Annotated in this window: 13 protein-coding genes; 4 read left to right on the plus strand and 9 right to left on the minus strand. The window is 72.2% G+C overall.

What is annotated here, in order from left to right; translation table 11 throughout:
• Positions 1-174 precede the first annotated feature (174 nt).
• Genes ABT085_RS29270 through ABT085_RS29280 form a run of 3 tightly spaced genes read right to left on the minus strand, consistent with a single transcriptional unit; the run spans position 175 to position 3783 of the window.
• Positions 175-1113 (minus strand): LysR family transcriptional regulator, encoded by a 939-nt coding sequence (locus ABT085_RS29270; protein ID WP_351614307.1) that lies wholly within the window; start codon positions 1111-1113, stop codon positions 175-177.
• A gap of 25 nt (positions 1114-1138) precedes the next feature.
• A complete protein-coding gene (locus ABT085_RS29275; RefSeq protein ID WP_351614310.1) occupies positions 1139-2644 on the minus strand; it encodes a long-chain-fatty-acid--CoA ligase in 1506 nt (501 codons plus the stop codon).
• Positions 2641-3783 (minus strand): TauD/TfdA family dioxygenase, encoded by a 1143-nt coding sequence (locus tag ABT085_RS29280; RefSeq protein ID WP_351614312.1) that lies wholly within the window; start codon positions 3781-3783, stop codon positions 2641-2643. Before ABT085_RS29280 ends, ABT085_RS29275 begins: the two co-directional genes overlap by 4 nt.
• A 391-nt stretch (positions 3784-4174) precedes the next feature.
• Here ABT085_RS29280 and ABT085_RS29285 point away from each other — a divergent pair, with 391 nt between their 5' ends.
• Positions 4175-5233, plus strand: coding sequence for an AraC family transcriptional regulator (locus ABT085_RS29285; protein WP_351614315.1), 1059 nt, complete (start codon positions 4175-4177; stop codon positions 5231-5233).
• A 103-nt stretch (positions 5234-5336) separates the two neighbouring features.
• Here ABT085_RS29285 and ABT085_RS29290 read toward each other — a convergent pair whose 3' ends face one another.
• Entirely contained in the window at positions 5337-6329 is a 993-nt protein-coding gene (locus tag ABT085_RS29290; protein ID WP_351614318.1) for a pirin family protein, read from the minus strand.
• A 175-nt stretch (positions 6330-6504) separates the two neighbouring features.
• Between ABT085_RS29290 and ABT085_RS29295 the strand changes: the two genes are divergently transcribed.
• Together ABT085_RS29295 and ABT085_RS29300 are read left to right on the plus strand one after the other, a co-directional pair.
• Positions 6505-6975, plus strand: a complete 471-nt coding sequence (locus ABT085_RS29295) for a carboxymuconolactone decarboxylase family protein (RefSeq protein ID WP_351614349.1) — start codon at positions 6505-6507, stop codon at positions 6973-6975.
• A gap of 198 nt (positions 6976-7173) precedes the next feature.
• A complete protein-coding gene (locus tag ABT085_RS29300) occupies positions 7174-9264 on the plus strand; it encodes a SpoIIE family protein phosphatase (protein ID WP_351614325.1) in 2091 nt (696 codons plus the stop codon).
• A 21-nt stretch (positions 9265-9285) separates the two neighbouring features.
• Here the strand turns inward: ABT085_RS29300 and ABT085_RS29305 are convergent, their stop codons facing one another.
• From ABT085_RS29305 to ABT085_RS29320, 4 genes are all read right to left on the minus strand, one after another.
• Positions 9286-11259: an N-acetylmuramoyl-L-alanine amidase gene (locus ABT085_RS29305; RefSeq protein ID WP_502982829.1), complete on the minus strand. Its 1974-nt coding sequence runs from the start codon at positions 11257-11259 to the stop codon at positions 9286-9288.
• A 171-nt stretch (positions 11260-11430) separates the two neighbouring features.
• Positions 11431-13008, minus strand: a complete 1578-nt coding sequence (locus tag ABT085_RS29310) for a M1 family metallopeptidase (RefSeq protein WP_351614337.1) — start codon at positions 13006-13008, stop codon at positions 11431-11433.
• A 345-nt stretch (positions 13009-13353) separates the two neighbouring features.
• Entirely contained in the window at positions 13354-14487 is a 1134-nt protein-coding gene (locus ABT085_RS29315) for a hypothetical protein (protein WP_351614338.1), read from the minus strand.
• A gap of 204 nt (positions 14488-14691) precedes the next feature.
• Complete coding sequence (locus tag ABT085_RS29320) at positions 14692-15165, minus strand: winged helix-turn-helix transcriptional regulator (RefSeq protein ID WP_351614341.1); 474 nt, start codon at positions 15163-15165, stop codon at positions 14692-14694.
• 114 nt (positions 15166-15279) lie between these two features.
• On the opposite strand from ABT085_RS29320, the gene ABT085_RS29325 reads away from it, so the two are divergent.
• The gene (locus tag ABT085_RS29325) at positions 15280-16449 is read left to right on the plus strand and encodes a thiolase family protein (protein WP_351614343.1); all 1170 of its coding nucleotides are present in this window, start codon (positions 15280-15282) and stop codon (positions 16447-16449) included.
• On the opposite strand, the gene ABT085_RS29330 is transcribed toward ABT085_RS29325, so the two are convergent.
• Positions 16446-17411: a pirin family protein gene (locus ABT085_RS29330; protein ID WP_351614346.1), complete on the minus strand. Its 966-nt coding sequence runs from the start codon at positions 17409-17411 to the stop codon at positions 16446-16448. The two genes, ABT085_RS29325 and ABT085_RS29330, sit on opposite strands and share 4 nt — an antisense overlap.
• Positions 17412-17505 lie beyond the last annotated feature (94 nt).

Here is a 17505-nt window from a genome sequence, read left to right on the forward strand (position 1 = left end):
GCCGCCGTGGGGCGGACCGGGGCAGTCGGGGCCGGAGGGCCAGGACTTCGAGGCCCGGGCTCGGAGGTCGGAACCCCGAGGCCAGGCGCCGGAAGGACAGCCCTCGAGGCCAAGCGTCGGAAGGACAGACCCCCGAAGCCAGGGCCACAGGCCCAGAGGGCAGGAGCGGCGAGGTCAGGCGCCCGAAGGGAGGCGCCCCGAAGACCGGCGGCCGGGTCGGCGGCAGGCGAGGGCGAGCAGTTGCGACGCCGCCGCCGGCAGTGACCGCCCGCGCGGCCAGACCGCCTGGAGCACCCTGTCCAGGCGCAGTCCCTCCTCGGTGGGCACCGACACGAGCCGGCCCTCCGTCAGGTCGTCCTGCACGGCCATGGCCGACAGCACCGCGGGCCCCACTCCGCTCGACGCGGCGCTGCGCAGCGGGGCGATGGCCCCGAGTTCCAGCAGCGGGGCGGCGAGACCGCCGTACGGCTCCAGCGCCGCCTCCAGCGTCTCCCGCGTCCCGGAGCCGGGTTCACGCAACACCAGTGCGGTGGCAGCCAGTTCGCCGCCCGCGACGGGGTCGTGGCGGCACGCCCACGGGTGGTCCGGGGTCACCACCACCAGCAGCCGGTCGCGCCCGACCACGGTGGACCGCAGGTCCCGCGGGATGCACGGGCCCTCGACGAAGCCGACGTCCAGCGCGTCGTGCCGCAGTCCCTCGATCACCTTGCGGCTGTTCGACACCTCCAGCCCCACGTGGAGGTGCGGCGCCGACTCCCGCAGGGCCAGCAGCCAGCCGGGCACGAGGTGTTCGGCCACCGTCAGACTGGCCCCCACCCGCAGCCGGCCCTCCTGACGCGACCTCAGCGCCGCCGTGCCCTCGACGAAGGCGGCCGCGCTCTCCAGCACGCCCCGGGCCCAGTCCGTGACCACCAGGCCGGCCGGGGTCAGCCGGGATCCCCTGGTGGTCCGCAGCAGCAACTCGACACCCAGGCGCCGCTCCAGCGTCATCATCCGCGCGCTGGCGGACGGCTGGCTGATCGCGAACCGGGCCGCCGCCTGGCTGAGGCTGCCGGTCTCCGCGACGGCGACGAGCAGTTCCAGGGCATGCAGATCCGGCAGGTCACTCGGCACCGGGAACAGCTCCTTCGTGGTGGTCTCAGTCCGTGGCGGACTGGTCGACGACGATCTCACGCTTGAGGATCTTGCCGGTCGCGCCCTTGGGAAGGGCGTCCGTGAAGGTCACGATCCGCGGGTACTTGTAGGCGGCCACCCGCTCCTTGACGAAGTCGCGCAGGGCCTCCGCCGAGGTGTCCGCGCGGTCCTGGCGCAGGGTCACGACGGCCGCGATCTCCTCCCCGTGGACCTGGTGCGGCACACCGACCACGGCGGCCTCGGCGACGGCCGGGTGCTCGTAGAGGACCTCCTCGATCTCGCGCGGGTAGACGTTGTAGCCGCCGCGGATGATGAGGTCCTTCTTGCGGTCGACGATGAAGTAGTAGCCGTCCTCGTCGACGCGGGCGAGGTCGCCGCTGTGGAACCATCCGCCGCGGACGGCCTCCTCGGTCGCCTCGGGGCGGTTCCAGTAGCCCTTCATCACGTTCTCGCCGCGGATCGCGATCTCACCGACCTCGCCGGGACCGACCGTGCTGCCGTCGTCGGCGACAAGTCTGACCTCGACGCCTCGGATGGGCACGCCGATCGAGCCGGCCTTGCGCGGCCGGTCCGGGGGGTTGAACACGGCGACCGGGGAGGTCTCGGAGAGCCCGTAGCCCTCCAGCACCGTCACGTCGAAGTCCCGTTCGAAGCCGTGCAGCACCTCGACGGGCAGCGAGGCGCCGCCGGAGATCGCCAGCCGCAGCGGCGAGAGGTCGTGACCCTCGGGGATGCCCGTCTGCAACAGGGCCGTGTACATGGTGGGCACGCCGAGGAACACGGTGACCCGGTCCCGGTGCAGGATCTCCAGCGCCCTGGCCGGCTCGAAGCGCGGCAGCAGGGTCAGGGTGGCGCCCGCGGCGACGGCGGCGTTGAGGGCGCAGGTCTGCCCGAACGCGTGGAACAGCGGGAGTCCGCCGAACAGGACGTCGTCCGGCCGGAGCCGGCTCAGGGTGTCCCTGGTGGTGACGGCGTTGGTGAGCAGGTTGTGGTGGGTCAGCTCGGCGCCCTTCGGGGTGCCCGTGGTTCCCGAGGTGTACAGGATCACGGCGGTGTCCTCCGCCGCCCGCGACACCATCTCGGCCATCGGCTCGGCCGCCCGCAGCAGGCCCTCGAACGCCTCCGCGTCCGTCACCAGGCACTCCGCCCCGACCTCGGTGGCGGCCTTCGCCATCTCCTCGGCGAACTGCGGGTGGACGAGCACCGTGCGGGCCCCGGAGTCGCGCAGGGTGAAGGCCGCCTCGCGTGCCTTCAGCAGCGGGTTCATCGGTACGACGGCGGCTCCGGCCCGCAGGATGCCGTAGTAGACGACCGGGAAGAGACTCACGTTGGGCATGACCATGGCGACGCGATCGCCCGGTCGGACCCCGCCGTCCCGCAGCAGCGAGGCCAGCCGGGCACTGGCGTCGTCCAGTTGGGCGTAGGTGAGGGTGGTGTCGTCCTGACGGACGGCGATCCGGTCACCGCCGGTCCGCGCGGACTCCACCAGGACTGCCGCGAGGTTGTTCATGCTTCTTCCGTTCGGTCGGGTCGGACGGCCGTCGGATACGGCCGTGGGTGCCGGGCTGCGGCCACGGGGCCGCCGCCGGTCCGGCAGGCCCCGGGGGTCAGAATCTCGTCGCGGGGGCTGATCCCGCCACGGCCGGAGCCGTCCTCGGCGCCGCGGGCCTCGCCCCAGAAACCCGGCGGGAGGTCCCGGCCCCGGTGCGCGGTCAGCCACAGCCGCAGCACATGGCGTTCCGTCCCCGGCTCGGCGAAGTCCTCGTACGCCGTGCGGGAATGCAGCACCGCGTGGTTGTTGACCAGCAGCAGGTCGCCCGCCCCGAAGCCGACGTCCAGCCGCGACTCCGGTGCCGCGGTCAACTCGTCGACCAGGTCGAACAGTTCCAGGTCGGCCGGTTCCAGACGGGGGACGTCGGGGAAGCGCTGCGCCGATTCGAGGTAGCAGCGGTTGTAGCGGGTGCTGAGCTTCCCGTCGTGCCAGGCGGCGAGCGGCACGGCGTCGTACGGGAGTTCGCCGGGGGCCTGCTCCTCCCTGCGGTCCAGGAAGTGCGTGCGGTACAGGCGCTGGACCAGGTCGGGACGGCGGGCCAGGACGGCGTTGTGGACGGCCGCGGAACTGACCAGACGGGTGTGCCCGCCGGAGCGGCCCGCCCGCAGGCACAGCAGGGCGAGAAGGTCGGATCCGTCGGTGTGGAAGGGCAGTTCCGCCCGCGTCTGGTAGCCGCGCGTCGCGGGGTCGGCGAGGGTACGGCCGGTGTCCCGGGCGTGCCCGAGCATATGACCGGCGGCGTTCTGCGACACCGGGATCCCCAGGTGCTGTCCCAGCCCCCAGAACACCGTGCTCGCCACGGGCAGGCTGTACCGCTCGACCGGGAGCCCTCGGACCAGGACGAATCCACGGCCGTTCTCCAGCACGTCGGCGACCTGCTCCAGCGGGCCGGCCAGGGTGGGCAGCGGGAAGTCCCCGGCCGCGACCTTCAGCAGCGGAAGGCCTCGCTCGTGGACCGCCCGCGCGGCCCTCTCCAGTTCGTCGGTCTGCGCCGTGGACAGCCGCAGGACCCATTCCTCGGAGCCCGCGAGGTCCGCGGCCCGCCACACGGCCGCTCCGGTGCAGGGCCGTCGCAGCACGTCGCTCACGTTCGTCATCGGGGGCTCCCACCGGGTGTGTCCGCCGGGCCGGAGCCGGGGTGGCTGCCGGCCGGCCGGAGAGCGTGGACCGCGGGCACGTTTCTCCTCGTTTCCGCGCGGGGAATCCCGTGAATTTCAGCGCGGCCAGGCCGCGGAAGGCGCTCGGCCTTCATTCTCCAGGGATTCTCCGTCGCATTTTCAGGGCTGCTCGAACCTTGTTTTCAGGGCTGGTCAACGGCCGAACGATTTGCCATGGTGTTCTTCGTCGGATTTCTGATCGACGGGGTACCGAATTGCGGACGGCGAACCCCCTCGCGGGTGGTGCAACGTTAGGTCACGGTGTGACGGCACGCTTGACTTGACGGGACATCTGACTTATCAGTTAGGGACAGAGCCCTGGAGTGCGCCCATGAAGCCCCTCGTCCGCAACGCGACCCTGAGCGGCTACGTCGAACTCAGCCAGTCGCTCGGCATCGACCCGCGGGGACTGATGCGGCAGGCGGGCCTCGACCCGGCCGGACTGGCGGTCCAGGACCGGTGGATCTCCGGCACGGCCGTCATCCAGCTGCTCGAACTCTCCTCGGCGGCCGCCCGCCGCGAGGACTTCGGCCTGTTGCTCGCCGAGCGGCGCCGCTTCTCCAACCTCGGCCCGATCAGCCTCGTCATCCGCGAGGAGCCCGACGTCCGCAGTGCCGTGGAGCTCCTGGTCCGGCACGAGTACATGTACAACGAGATGCTCCACAACCGGCTGTCCGAGTCCAGCGGCCTGGCCACCCTCAAGGTGGGCCTGGAGGTCGGCGAGGCGATGGCGACCCGGCAGGCGACCGAACTGGCCGTGGGCGCCTTCCATCAGGTGCTGCGCAACTTCCTCGGCACCCGCTGGCAGGCGCTGTCCGTGTGTTTCACCCACGCCGCCCCGGCGGACCTCGGGACACACCGGCGCATTTTCGGCACCACGGTGGAATTCAACCGTGAATTCAACGGAATCATCTTCTACGGCAACGATCTGAACGTCCCGAACCCCATGTCGGACCCGTTGCTGCGGACCTATGCCCGGCAGTATTTCGAGTCGATCGCAGTGTCGCGGGACACGACCGTGCTGGACCGCGTGCGCGATCTGATCGAGGTCCTGCTGCCGACCGGACGCTGCTCCATCGAGCAGGTCGCGTGCAGTCTCGGGGTCGACCGGCGCACGGTGCACCGGCATCTGGCGGCGTCGGGCGAGACGTTCTCCTCGCTGCTCAACACCACGCGCGCGCAGCTCGCGGAGCATCTGGTGGCGAACCCGCGCCGCTCGCTGACGGAGATCTCCGGACTGCTCGGGTTCTCCGCGCCCAGCGCCTTCTCCCGCTGGTTCCGCGAGCGGTTCGGGTGCAGCGCGCGGGACTGGCGCGCCCAGCGGACCCGGCAGCGCCGGCCGGACGAGGAGCAGCCGCCGTCCGCCGCCCGCCGTAGCCCCCACCGCTGACGGACGCGCATCGCCGGACCGGGGTGCGGGGTGCGCCACCGGCACCCCACGCCTCCGCGCTTCCCGACGCCCCGCATCCCGCACCCGGTCCGGTCCGGTCAGTTCACCGCGCCCTCGCGCGCGCCTTCAGCGGCACCGACGGCAGCTCGGGAGCGGGCAGGGGCGCGCCGTCGTAGCCCGCCACCTCGCCGAAGCGGCGGCCGTCCGCCGGCTGCCCCGGTGCCAGTTCCTTCATCCAGTCCTCGCGCGCCCGCGCGATGTCCTCGTGGCTGCGGCCGACGAAGTTCCACCACATGACGATCTCCTCCTCGAACGGGGTTCCGCCGAGCAGGACCGTCCGGGCGGGTTCGTCCGAGTCGTTGCCGAGGGTCAGCGTGCCGGTCCCTGTGGGCACATAGCCCAGTTCCGCGGGCCGCAGCGAGGTGCCCGCCACCCGGACGTGCCCGTGGTCGACGAGGACGCCGTGCTCGAAACCCGGGTCCACGGCGAGGGTGAGCGTGGCCCGGGGGCCGAGGACGATCTCGGCGCCGAGCAGGGGCGTGAAGGTCCGTACCGGTGAGACGGCCCCGGCCAGGGCGCCCAGGAAGACGCTGATGCGCGCCCCGTCGACCACCACCGGCTCGGGCGCGAAGTGCTGGAAGTCCCGCCGGGTGTCGCGGTGCTCGTCGGGCAGGGCCACCCACAGCTGGACGCCGTGCAGGATCCCGGTGTCCGGGGTGGAGACCTCGGTGTGGCTGATGCCGTGCCCGCCGGTCATGAGGTTCAGCTCGCCGGGCCGCACGAGCGCGTGGCTGCCGAGGCTGTCGCGGTGTTCGATCTCGCCGCTGAACAGCCAGCTGACCGTCTGGAGGCCGGTGTGCGGGTGCGGGGCGACGTCCATGCCGCCCGTGCGGGCGACGTCGTCGGGACCGTAGTGGTCGGCGAAGCACCAGGCCCCGATCAGGGACCGGCCGCGCTGCGGCAGGGTGCGCCGTACGGTCATCGACCGCGGGCCGCCGAGCGGTACGTCCCGTGGGGTGAGCACCTCGACGCGCCCCGTCCCGTCCGCCCTGTCCGTCCCGTCCGTTGCGTCCAGCCGGTTCGTGCCGTCGTTCATGCCGTCCTCCGCTCGCACCCGTTCACACCCCGCAGCGTCCGTTCCGGTCGTGATAGTTTCATATTCAACCATAATTGTCCCGATCATAGGACGATGACGGCACCACGTACGTACGTACACGACGGAACGCGGGCGCCGGCAGCGGCCCCTGAAGGAGTGCAGGTTGAGCAGCCCCATGCCGGGGTCCCCGGCCCAGCGGATCTATCTCGACAAGCAGAGCCCCAAGGCCTACCACGCGCTGGTGCAGACCTCGGACGCGGTGCGCGCGACGGCCGCCGACGCGGGTCTCGACCGCATCCTGGTGGAGCTGGTCAACCTCCGGGTGTCGCAGATCAACGGCTGCGCGTTCTGCCTCGACGTGCACACCAGGGCCGCCCTGCGCGCGGGCGAGACGACACGGCGGCTGGGCGTGCTGGCCGCCTGGCGGGAGACCGGGCTGTTCACCCCCGCCGAGCGGGCGGCCCTCGCGCTGGCGGAGGCGACGACGAACCCCGCCGACACCGCAGCCCAGGACTCCGCCTACGCCGCCGCCCGGGACGAGCTCACCGACGACCAGATCTCCGCGGTGCTCTGGGTCGCGATCACCATCAACGCGTTCAACCGGGTCTCGATCATGAGCCGGCACCCCGTACGGGCCGACCACTGAGCCCGGCGGTCCGGCGGCTGTCCGGGGCGCGGACGGCGAGCCGCGGAGCTGCGCACTGTCACGGACGGTGGCCGGCCGCGCGGTGAGCCGTCGCGGGTCCGCCGCCGGGGTCCGCGCTCCCGAATGCGGCGCGATCCATCGCCCTGCACGCTGGTAGCACGGACGGCCCAGGGAGACGGCAGACCGCAGGAGGTTCCGGTGGCGCACGGCGATGAGGCCCCGCAGGCGGACGAGCGGGCTGTTTCGATGCTGGACGCGCTCTTCACCCAGTCACCCGTCGGCCTGCACCTGCTCGACACCGACCTGCGGGTGGTGCGGATCAACACCGCCACGCCCTCCATGCGGGGCGTCCCGATGGAGAGCATGATCGGCCGGCCCTTCCGATCCGCGTACGACATCGTCGTGGACGACGACATGGAGGACGCCATCCAGGAGGTGCTGGACACCGGGGTCCCCGTGCGCCAGCGGGTCGTGCGGGCCCGGTTCAAGCGGGACCCGTCCCGCGAGGGGCACTTCGAGGTGTCCGTGCTGCGTCTGGAGAACTCGGAGGGAAAGGTGCTCGGCGTGGCCGTCACCTCCGTGGACGTCACCGAACGGGAGCGGGCGCGTGGCCGGGCCCGGGTGCTGGACGCTGTCCGCAGGACCGTGGGCCGGACCCTGGACTCGGCCGTGACCTGCGAGGAGCTCGTCAACGCCCTGGTTCCCGCGTTCGCCGACGTGGCGATCGTGGAGGTGGTGGACGCGGTGATCCGCGGCGACGAGCCGCCGCTGGCCCCGCTGCCCGCGAGCACCCCGCTGCTGCGGGCCGGCTTCCGCAGCACGGCCGAGGGGCCGCCCATCGCCCACCCGGTGGGCGATGTGCACCGGCTGCCGGGTCCCACCCCGTTCACCCGGTGCCTGGCCGATCTTCGCGCCCGGGTGGTCTCGCTGCGCCCCGACGCCCCCTGGCTGGCCTTCGACCCCCCGCGCGCCGAGGCCATCCTCTCCTCGAAGGCCCACACCCTCCTCGCGGTCCCGCTGACCCTGCGCGACACCGTCCTCGGACTCCTCAGCCTGTACCGCGCCGGGGACTCGCCGTCCTTCGACGAGGGCGACCGCAGGCTCGCGGTCGAGCTGGCCGCCCACACGGCGCTGTGCATCGACAACGCGCGCCGCTACGCCCGGGAGCACACCGTGGCCGCCACGGTCCAGCGCCATCTGCTGCCCCGCAGCCCGGAGAGCCAGGCCTCGCTGGAGACCGCGTACCTGTCCGTCACCGGTGCCGATCCCGGCGCCTGGTACGACACCATCGCGCTGTCCAGCGCCCGCACCGCACTCGTCGTCGGCAGCGTCTCCGGGCGGGGTCTCAACGCGGCGGCCACCATGGGCCAGCTGCGCACGGTCGTGCGCTCGCTGTCCACGTTCGACCTCTCCCCCGACGAACTGCTCGCCCGGCTGTACGACACGGCCGCGCACCTGGCGTCCGAACGGGCGGCCCTGCCGCTGGGCGATCCCATGCGCCGCGAGGCACTCACCGCCGACTGCGTCTACGCGGTCCACGACCCGCTGACCGGCACCTGCACGATGGCGGGCGCGGGCCGGCTGGCGCCGGTCCTGGTCGAACCCGACGGCACCGTCAGCATCCCCGACACACCGGCGGGCCCCGCCCTGGGCTCCGAGGAGGACTCGCCGTTCGCCGCCGGGGAGTTCGCGGTGCCGGACGGCAGCGTCCTGGTGTTCACCAGCGATCCGCTGCTGACCTCGTACCTCGCGGAGTCCTCACGTGCGCTGCGGCAGTCGCCGGACTACGGCGACCGGCCGCTCCAGGACCTCTGCGACGACATCGTGTACGCGCTGCCGGCCGGAATGGGGGCGGGGGACGCGGCGGTGATCGTCGCGCGGGTCCGCTCCTTCCCGCCCGAGCAGGTCGCCATCTGGGAGTTCGAGTCGGACCCGGCCGCGGTGGCACTGGCCCGGCGGAACATACGCACACAGCTGGCCCGGTGGCAGATCGACCAGGAGACGGCGTTCAACACCGAACTCATCGTCAGTGAGCTGGTCACCAACGCGATCCGGTACGGCCATCCCCCGATCGAGGTCCGCCTGGTCAGCGACCGCAGTCTGACGTGCGAGGTGCGCGACTCCGGCTCGGCCGCGCCCCATCTGCGCCACGCCCGTACGGTCGACGAGGGCGGCCGGGGGCTGTTCATCGCCTCGCAGCTGGCGCAGGCCTGGGGCACCCGCTACTCGGCCGAGGGCAAGACGATCTGGACCGAGCAGCCGTCCCCCACGCTGAGGCGCCGGAACTGACCGGCAGGACCTGCTCCACCCTCACCTGCGCCGGGCCTGACCGTCCTGTCCCGGCTCCGACTCCGGTCCCGCCGCGACCGGCACGTCCACCACGTCCACGTCGGAGGCCCGCACGTAGGCGAGCCGGTGGCCGAACTGGATCTCGTAGTACTCCTCGCTGCCCTTCACCACGGGGCTGGGCGTCTCGACGAAGTTCGACCGGTCGACGTAGGAGCCGTCCAGGCTGGACCGGGTCACATACCGCTGACCGGCGAGGAACTCGTAGGGCAGCGGCGCCTGGGTCGGCTCCTTCATCCCCTGCGGGTAGGCGCCCGACTCCGGCAGGGCGCGTCCGAACACCTGGATCACGTCCAGGCCCTCCCTGGGTGTCACCATCCGGCCGCCCGCGCCGACGGCCGTCGGGTGGTCCTCGGGGTTCTTGAACCACGCCTCGCGGCCCTGGAACCAGATCGCCGTCCAGTCGCCGCGGCGCGCGGCGACCGCGAAGGTCTGTCCGGCGGAGACCCGCGACCCCAGGTCGTGGACGTCCTCCGTGGAGTCCGCGCCGTCCGGGTGCCGGCCCGGGTCCTGGATCAGCGGTGCGCTCTCGGACGGCTCGGTGTACAGCCGGACGGCACTGGAGCCGTGCGGCGCGCACGGCAGGTGGGCGCCGGGGCAGCCGGTGAACGACGGCTTGTGGGTGGCGAAGTCGGGCAGGATCGTCACCATGGCGCCGTGCCGGGGGCCGGTGGCCCGCAGAGGTGCGCCGAGCAGGTCGAAGTAGTGCCGCCAGTCCCAGAACGGGCCGGGGTCGTCGTGCATGCTCGGGATGCTGCCGCCGGTCGGGGCGGGCACGTTGTCGTGGCCGAAGATGTGCTGCCGGTCGAGCGGGATGCCGTACTTCTTCGCCAGATAGCGCACCAGGCGGGCCGACGAGCGGTACATCTGCTCCGTGTACCAGGTGTTGGGCTGGGTGAGGAAGCCCTCGTGCTCGATGCCGATCGAGCGGGCGTTGACCAGCTGGTTGCCGGAGTGCCAGGCCATGTCCTTGGTCCTGATGTGCTGGGTGACATGACCGTCCTTGGAGCGGATCGAGTAGTGCCAGGACGCCTCCGTCGGATTCTGCACGGTCTGGAACATGCTCGGCAGGTTCGCCTCGGTGTCGTGGATGACGATGTACTCGATCTTCTCGTCCCGGGGCCGGTCGGCCAGGTCGTGGTTGCCGTAGCTGCCGTCGACCTGGACGTACGGTGCGGGCAGCCAGGAGCAGTCCAGCTCCGCCGGGCACTCGACCTCCTCCGGCCGCGGGGGCTTCACCACCGGCCGGTGGGGGCGCACGCCGGGCGAGGCGGGGAGGGTGACGCGCTGGCCGGTGTCGGTGGTGCGGTGCGCGCCTTTGCGGATCACCGCGAACACGTCGTCGGCGTACGTCGCCGCCGAGGCCTTGTCGCCGGTGCCCGGGAAGCGGGCCACCGCCTCCCACCAGTCGTCGGTGCCGGCGCTGAGCGATTTGCCGAGTTTTCGTTGTGTCTCCGCCAGGAGCGCCGCTCCGGCCCTTACATTGGCAGCGGTGTCGGTACGCAGCTTCTCCACCGGGACACCGGTCAGCCGGGCGGCCCGGTGCAGGTCCGCGGGCGGCGCGGAGCGGTCCTGCGCGGGGGTCGACGCCGCCGTGCCCGGTGGCCCGGCCGCGGTGGTGCCGGGCGCTGTGCCGGCCCGGCGCGGTGCCTCGGGGTCCGTCAGGTGCATCGGTCCATAGCCGCCGACGACGCTCGGCGCGCCGGGATGGGAATCCCAGCGTGACTGGAGATAGGCCACGCCCATGAGCACGTTGCGCGGCACGTGGAACTCGTCGGCGGCGTCGGTGAATTCGCTCTGGAGGCGGTGGTCGTCCGGGCCGCCCGACAGCCGGCCGGTCAGCAGGGGCACCACGAGCGCCGCCGACGCGGTCACGCAGATCAGCAGGCGATGCCTGCGCAGCGCGCCGGAGACACGGGGGGCGGCAGGTCTTCTCATCATGCAAGGGCTCCAACCATGCTCGTCGCAACCAGGACAAAGGAGTTGTCCTCCACGCCACCCCTCGTACGCTTCCGTGTCCGGCGTGCCACGTCGCGCCAACCGTCACCGACGTGGACCAGCACTCCGGCACAGGCCACCCGGTCGGCGGCAGGGCGGACGGCGTGGCGCTCACTCCTTGACCGGGTCCACGTGCCAGTCGGGGTGCCCCGGCATGGGCGGGGTGTGCGCCCCGTGCAGCCACGGCGTCAGAAAGGGCTTCAGATCCCGGCCCGCGACCGCGGAGGCGAGTGCGACGAAGTCCCCGGTCCCGGCGGCCCTGCCGCGGTACGTCTTCACCCAGGCCCGTTCGATCCGGCCGAAGGAGTCCTCGCCGACCTCCTGCCGCAGGGCGTAGAGCACCAGCGCCGAACCGTCGTAGCGGATCTGCCGGAACAGGGACGGTTCGGTGGGTTCGGCGGGTGCGCCGTCGTCGTGGCGCCACTGGTCGTGCCGCTCGTACGCCGTCCGCATCACGTCCTCCAGGTCGGCGCCGCCGTGCGTGTCGGCGTAGAGCCGTTCGTAGTAGCGGGCGTGTCCCTCGCTCAGCCACAGGTCGGACCAGCGCCGGATGGCGACGCTGTCGCCGGTCCAGTGGTGGGTCAGTTCGTGCACGAGGTTGCGTTCGGCGTCGACCTGTCCGCCCGTCAGGTCGGCCCGCGGCAGCACGGCCAGCGACTGCGACTCCAGCGCCACCGGAAGGTCGGTGTCGCCGACCAGTACGCCGTAGCGGCCGAACGGGTAGGGGCCGAGGCGTTCCTCCAGCCAGGCCAGGTGCTCGGGGGTGAGTGAGCGGTAGGCCTCGGTGCCGGCGACCAGGTCCCGGGGGACCGCGTCCCGCAGGGGCAGACCGCGCGGGCCGGTGCGGTCGACGAAGGTGAACTTCCCGATCGCCATCTGGACCAGCTGGGCGGCGACCGGCTGCTCGGAGTCGTACGTCCACCGGATCCGCCCGTCGGGCCGGCGGACGCGCTCGACGAGCCGGCCGTTGGCCACCGCGGTCAGCTCCGGCGGGGTGGTGATGTGGAAGGTGACGGGCGCCCGCAGGCTCGGGTGGTCGTCCGCAGGGAAGATCATCTTGGCGCCGTCGGGCTGCGCGTAGAGGACGGTGCCGTCGGGGGTGGGCACCCAGCCGTAGCGCGCGATGGCGTCGGAGCGGCGGCGTTGCAGGGTGGGATCGGCGGTGTAGGCGACCCGGACGGTGAACGCACGGCCCCGGGGGACCGGCCGGGCCGGGGTGACGACGAGTTCGTCGCCGTCGCGTACCGCGGCGGCAGGTGCGCCGTCGACGGTGACGGTGTGCAGCGTGTTGCCGGCGAAGTCCAGGTCGAAGCGGGACAGGGCCTGCGTGGCGGTGGCGCTGACGGTGGCGGCGGCCTCGAACGGGGTCCGCGGTGCCCGCCAGTCGAAGTCGAGCGTGTAGCGGCGCACCGTGTAGCCGCCGTTGCCGTCGAGCGGCATGAGCGGGTCGCCGATGCCTGCGGCGCCGGGGGACGGCGTCTCGGCCTGCGGAGCGTCGCGGGACGGCGCCACGGAGGGGCCGGGGCTGCCGGGGTGGCGGTGGGCTCCGGACGGGGCGGGACCGGCGACGAGGACGACTCCCCCGGCGATCCCCGCGGCACCGACGACCGCCAGAACCCAGGCCGTACGACGACGGCGCCTGCCCGGGCGTGGCGGACGAGTGCGGGTGCTCGGGGCAGTGGTCTCCATGAGCGCACTATGCCAACAAGATGGGTTTTTATATGGATATACGACCTCGCATCACCCGTGTGAGCGGGGCCCGCGCAGCCCCCGGTCGACGCACGGGGTCCGGGAAGCAGCCCCGCTCTCGCCAGGGCCACATCCACCGGAACCTGTGGAAAGCGCCGATCGCAGGATCCCGTACCCGGGGTCCTGCGTTCCTTCCGAGCCCGCGCCCTTCGACCAGCGACGGGACGTCGGATGCCCGATGGTGGGAGCGGCCGGACGGGTTCGACCCCGCCCGCCCGCCGGACGGGCGGTCGGCACCCGGTCCGGCCTGCCTTCCCTTCGGTGCCGACCTCCGCCCCGCCCGGGTCAGCCCGCCAGGTACGGGTTCCAGGTGTAGGCGGTGTCCGGAGTGGCGGGCTCTCCGGGCCAGTTGAAGTAATTGGCGACCAACTCGGCCGGGTGCGTGGCCAGATAGCCGGCGCCGGGCAGGTCGTCGTGGTCGTCCCAGGCCCACGGCGGGTTGGCGGCGTCGGTGTCGCAGGCGCCGTAGGCGGGGCCGAGCACTCCGCCCGCGCCGCAGGCCGCTCCGTACGGGTTGGAGCTGTCGTCGCCGGCGAAGCGGCCCGGGTCGGCGAAGAGGCTGGTGGTGTTGCGCCGGTCCCACATCCCGCCGGGGGTGAACACGTCGGTCAGGGTGTACTGGACGTCGCGGTCGTTGGCGCCGGAGGGAACCTCGGCGGTGTCGCCCGGGTAGTAGAGCACGCCGTCACCGCTGTTGTACTGGCTCGCCACCTGCGAGATCGCGGTCTCGGCCCACGCGGCGTGGGTGTTGGCCTGCTGGGCGGTGAACGGGCGGGCGTGGCCGTCGGTGTGCGGGTCGCTCTTCAGCGGCAGAGTGCCGTCGACGCTCTCCGCGCCGCTGGTGAAGTCGCCGCCGGAGGGGACGTACGAGTAGAAGTCGCTGTGGGCCACGGTGAGGGCCGCCTTCAAAGTCCCGTAGGCGCTCCCGTCGTTGGCGACGACGAGCAGCACGCCCTCGGAGTCGTTCTCGTGCTCGGTGAGGTCCTCCTGGTAGTTGTCGAGGATGCCGTCGGACCAGTCGCGCGGGTGGAAGTAGACGTAGAGCAGGTAGGAGAAGGACTGCCTCTGCGTCACCGAGTAGTAGACATGCGCGGCGAGCGGTGAACGGCCGGTGTCCTCCCAGTTGTTGCGGCCGTCGAGGTCGCCGTCGAAGTCGTAGGCGGCCAGGTAGTCGGACTGGCCGGCGAGGGCGGTCTCACCCGTGGTGTCGACGTCCTGGAAGTGGACCGGGGCCCACCATGCGGCGAGCGCGGGACGGTCGGTGGCGAGCGTGCCGGTGGCCGCGGCAGCGGGCCGGGTGAGGGCGGCACACCAGGCCAGGGCCAGCACCACGAGAACGGAAAGCAGACGTAACGCGCCGCGGCGGCCGACGGTGAACGGCGGTCGCGGAGCGGGCAGCGGGGGGTGGACGATCGGCAACGAGGCCTCCGGATCGTGGAGTCGGGCCGGTCCGAACACCGACCGGCTGAATGACATGTGCACGATAGAGGAGGGAGGGTTGCCGCTTCGGGGCGAGCGCGCGATGGACAGAAGAACGCCAGGCGTCGCCCCGCCGGGCCGCGTCCGGCGGGACGACGCCCGCCGCCCGCCGCCACCAGCCCAACCCCGAGGGCCGGAGGGGCTCTACTGGACTGCGACCGGTCCTGACACCGTCCAGCCCGGCGCCTGGGGATGCGGCGTCCGATCGCCGGGGCGGAGCTCGTCGCCGCAGGCGGAGCAGGTGACAACCGCGGCCAGCTCGTGACCGCAGTGGTGCTTGATCACCATGGGGCGATCACCTTCCGCCCGGAGATGACGGTCGCCCCATGCCATGAGAGCCATCAGGACCGGGTCCAGCTCCAGGCCGGCCGCCGTGGCCCGGTACTCGAAGCGCTCCGGGCGCTCGCTGTACTTGCTCTTCGTCAGGATCCCGCCCTCCACCAGTCGCTTCAGTCGCGCCGCGAGGACATCACGCGGGGCGCCGGTGTTGCGCACGATCTGGTCGAAGCGCCCGTTGCCGAGGAGGACCTCGCGCAGGACGAGCAGGGAGTACTTCTCGCCGACGAGGGCCAGCGTGTCGGCGATGGAGCAGGGGCGCGGATCTTTGGTGGCGGCCATGGTTCCCAGTCTAAAGGTGGGTTTGTTTTTCAAACTCGCAGAGTTATGGTGGATCCAGATTCCAAACTCACCAGTAACATCGCCTCGGTATCACCGGGCAAGGAGGCCGCTACCATGCGTGACGCCGTGATCGTGGAAGCCGTACGGACCCCGGTGGGCAAGGGCAAGCCCAACGGCGCCCTGGCCCATGTCCACCCCGTGGAACTCCTCGCACACACCCTGCGCACCCTCGTCGAGCGCTCCGGCATCGACCCGGCGCTCATCGACGACGTGATCGGCGGCACCGTCGACCAGGTCGGCGAGCAGGCCATGAACACCACCCGGTACGCCGTGCTGTCCGCGGGGTTCCCGGAGACCGTGCCCGCGACCACCGTGGACCGGCAGTGCGGCTCCTCCCAGCAGGCCGTGCACTTCGCCGCGCAGGGTGTGCTGTCGGGTGCGTACGACATCGTCGTGGCCTGCGGCGTGGAGTCCATGAGCCGTGTGCCCATGTGGTCGAACGTGCCCGCCGGCAAGGACCCCTTCGGGCCCGGAGTCGCCGCGCGCTACCCGGACGGCCTCGTCCCCCAGGGCATCAGTGCCGAGCTGATCGCCGCGAAGTGGTCGCTCACCCGGGAGCAGATGGACGCCTTCGCCGTGTCCTCTCACCACAAGGCCGGAGCCGCTTGGGACGCCGGCCTGTTCGACGCCGAGACGGCCCCGCTGGAGGGCCTCACACGCGACGAGTCGATGCGGCCGTCCAGCACCCCCGAGATCCTCGCCGGTCTCAAGCCCGCCTACTACGACCCCGGCTTTGCGGAGCGGTTCCCGCAGATCGGCTGGAACATCACCGCCGCCAACGCGAGCCCGATCAATGACGGCGCCTCGGCGGTGCTCATCACCAGCAGCGAGACCGCGGAGCGCCTCGGCCTGCGTCCACTCGCCCGGCTGCACAGCTTCGCGGTCACGGGCTCCGACCCCCTCCTCATGCTCACCGGAGTCATTCCCGCCACCGAGAAGGTGCTTCACAAGGCGGGTCTGACGATCGACGAGATCGACCTCTTCGAGGTGAACGAAGCCTTCTCCAGCGTCGTCCTGGCCTGGCAGCAGGAGACGGGCGCCGACCTCGCCAAGGTCAACGTCCACGGAGGTGCGATCGCCATCGGCCACCCGCTGGGCGCGAGCGGGACCCGGCTGACGACCACCCTCGTGCACGCGCTCCGCGCGCGCGGAGCACGGTACGGCCTGCAGACGATGTGCGAGGCGGGCGGACTCGCCAACGCGATGATCCTCGAGGCGCTCTAGCGCACCCGTCCGCGCGGCTTCAATGGCACGGGAGGCAGCTCGGGGGCCGGCAGCGGAGCGCCGTCGTAGCCCTTCACCTCGCCGAAGCGACTGCCTTCCATCCAGTCCCGGCGGGCCTGTGCGATCTCCTCCTGGGAGCGGCCGATCCAGTTCCAGAACATGATCAGCTCCTCCTCGAACGGCTCGCCGCCCAGGAGCATCAGCGCCGCGTCCGACTCGGCGCGCAGCGGCAGTTCGGCGCGGCCGCAGCCGAGGTAGAGCATGGAGCCGGGCAGCACCGGAACACCGTCGACGTGTGCCTCGCCGGACATGGACAGCACCGCGTACTCGAAGTCCGGCTCCAGCGGCAGGCGCAGGTCCGCACCGGCGGCCAGGGCCAGGTCGGCACCGACGATGGGGGTGTACGCCGTCCCGGGCGAGGTCGCGCCGTCGAGGCCGCCGAGGATCAGCGTGGCCTTCAGGCCCGGCGCGGTGACCACCGGCAGCTCGGCGTGGTGTTCGAAGTGCGGGTCGACATGGCGATGGCTGTCGGGCAGCGCGACCCACAGCTGCGCCCCGTGCAGGAGGCGGGCGTGCTCCCGGGGGCTCTCCTCGGAGTGGCTGATGGCCCGGCCGGAGGTCATCAGGCCCAGTTCGCGGGGGCGGATCGTCTGGAGGCTCCCGGTGGAGTCGCGGTGCAGGACCTCCCCCTCGTGCAGCCAGCTCACCGTCTGCAGGCCCATGTGCGGGTGCGGCGGCACCTGCATGCCGGGCTCGTCGGCGATGTCGTCGGGGCCGTAGTGGTCCACGAAGCACCAGGCGCCCACCATGCGCCGGCCCAGGTTGGGCAGCAGCCGGCGGACCTCGGTGGACTCGCCGAGCCGGACGCGGCGAGGGCTGAGGAGTTCACGCACCGGCTCCGCCACGACGAACCCACGGCCACCGCAGACGGCGGGAACCGGCTCGCGGTCAAGATTGCTCATGGCGCCCAACCTAACCCCGCCGGACCCGCTCCGTCAGTCCGTCGCCGGGGCTGTCGCCTGGTCAGGTAGCGGTTCGCTTCCGGATGCGGTTCCC

Origin of the sequence: Streptomyces sp. NPDC002265, from assembly GCF_040296125.1 — a bacterium.
GTDB lineage: Bacteria > Actinomycetota > Actinomycetes > Streptomycetales > Streptomycetaceae > Streptomyces.

Excerpts from the sequence above, each read along its gene's own strand:
- ABT085_RS29275 (WP_351614310.1), bottom strand. The coding sequence starts at position 2,644 with ATGAACAACCTCGCGGCAGTCCTGGTGGAGTCCGCGCGGACCGGCGGT.
- ABT085_RS29280 (WP_351614312.1), bottom strand. The coding sequence starts at position 3,783 with ATGACGAACGTGAGCGACGTGCTGCGACGGCCCTGCACCGGAGCGGCC.
- ABT085_RS29285 (WP_351614315.1), top strand. The coding sequence starts at position 4,175 with ATGAAGCCCCTCGTCCGCAACGCGACCCTGAGCGGCTACGTCGAACTC.
- ABT085_RS29290 (WP_351614318.1), bottom strand. The coding sequence starts at position 6,329 with ATGAACGACGGCACGAACCGGCTGGACGCAACGGACGGGACGGACAGG.
- ABT085_RS29295 (WP_351614349.1), top strand. The coding sequence starts at position 6,505 with ATGCCGGGGTCCCCGGCCCAGCGGATCTATCTCGACAAGCAGAGCCCC.
- ABT085_RS29305 (WP_502982829.1), bottom strand. The coding sequence starts at position 11,259 with ATGAGAAGACCTGCCGCCCCCCGTGTCTCCGGCGCGCTGCGCAGGCAT.
- ABT085_RS29310 (WP_351614337.1), bottom strand. The coding sequence starts at position 13,008 with ATGGAGACCACTGCCCCGAGCACCCGCACTCGTCCGCCACGCCCGGGC.
- ABT085_RS29320 (WP_351614341.1), bottom strand. The coding sequence starts at position 15,165 with ATGGCCGCCACCAAAGATCCGCGCCCCTGCTCCATCGCCGACACGCTG.
- ABT085_RS29325 (WP_351614343.1), top strand. The coding sequence starts at position 15,280 with ATGCGTGACGCCGTGATCGTGGAAGCCGTACGGACCCCGGTGGGCAAG.
- ABT085_RS29330 (WP_351614346.1), bottom strand. The coding sequence starts at position 17,411 with ATGAGCAATCTTGACCGCGAGCCGGTTCCCGCCGTCTGCGGTGGCCGT.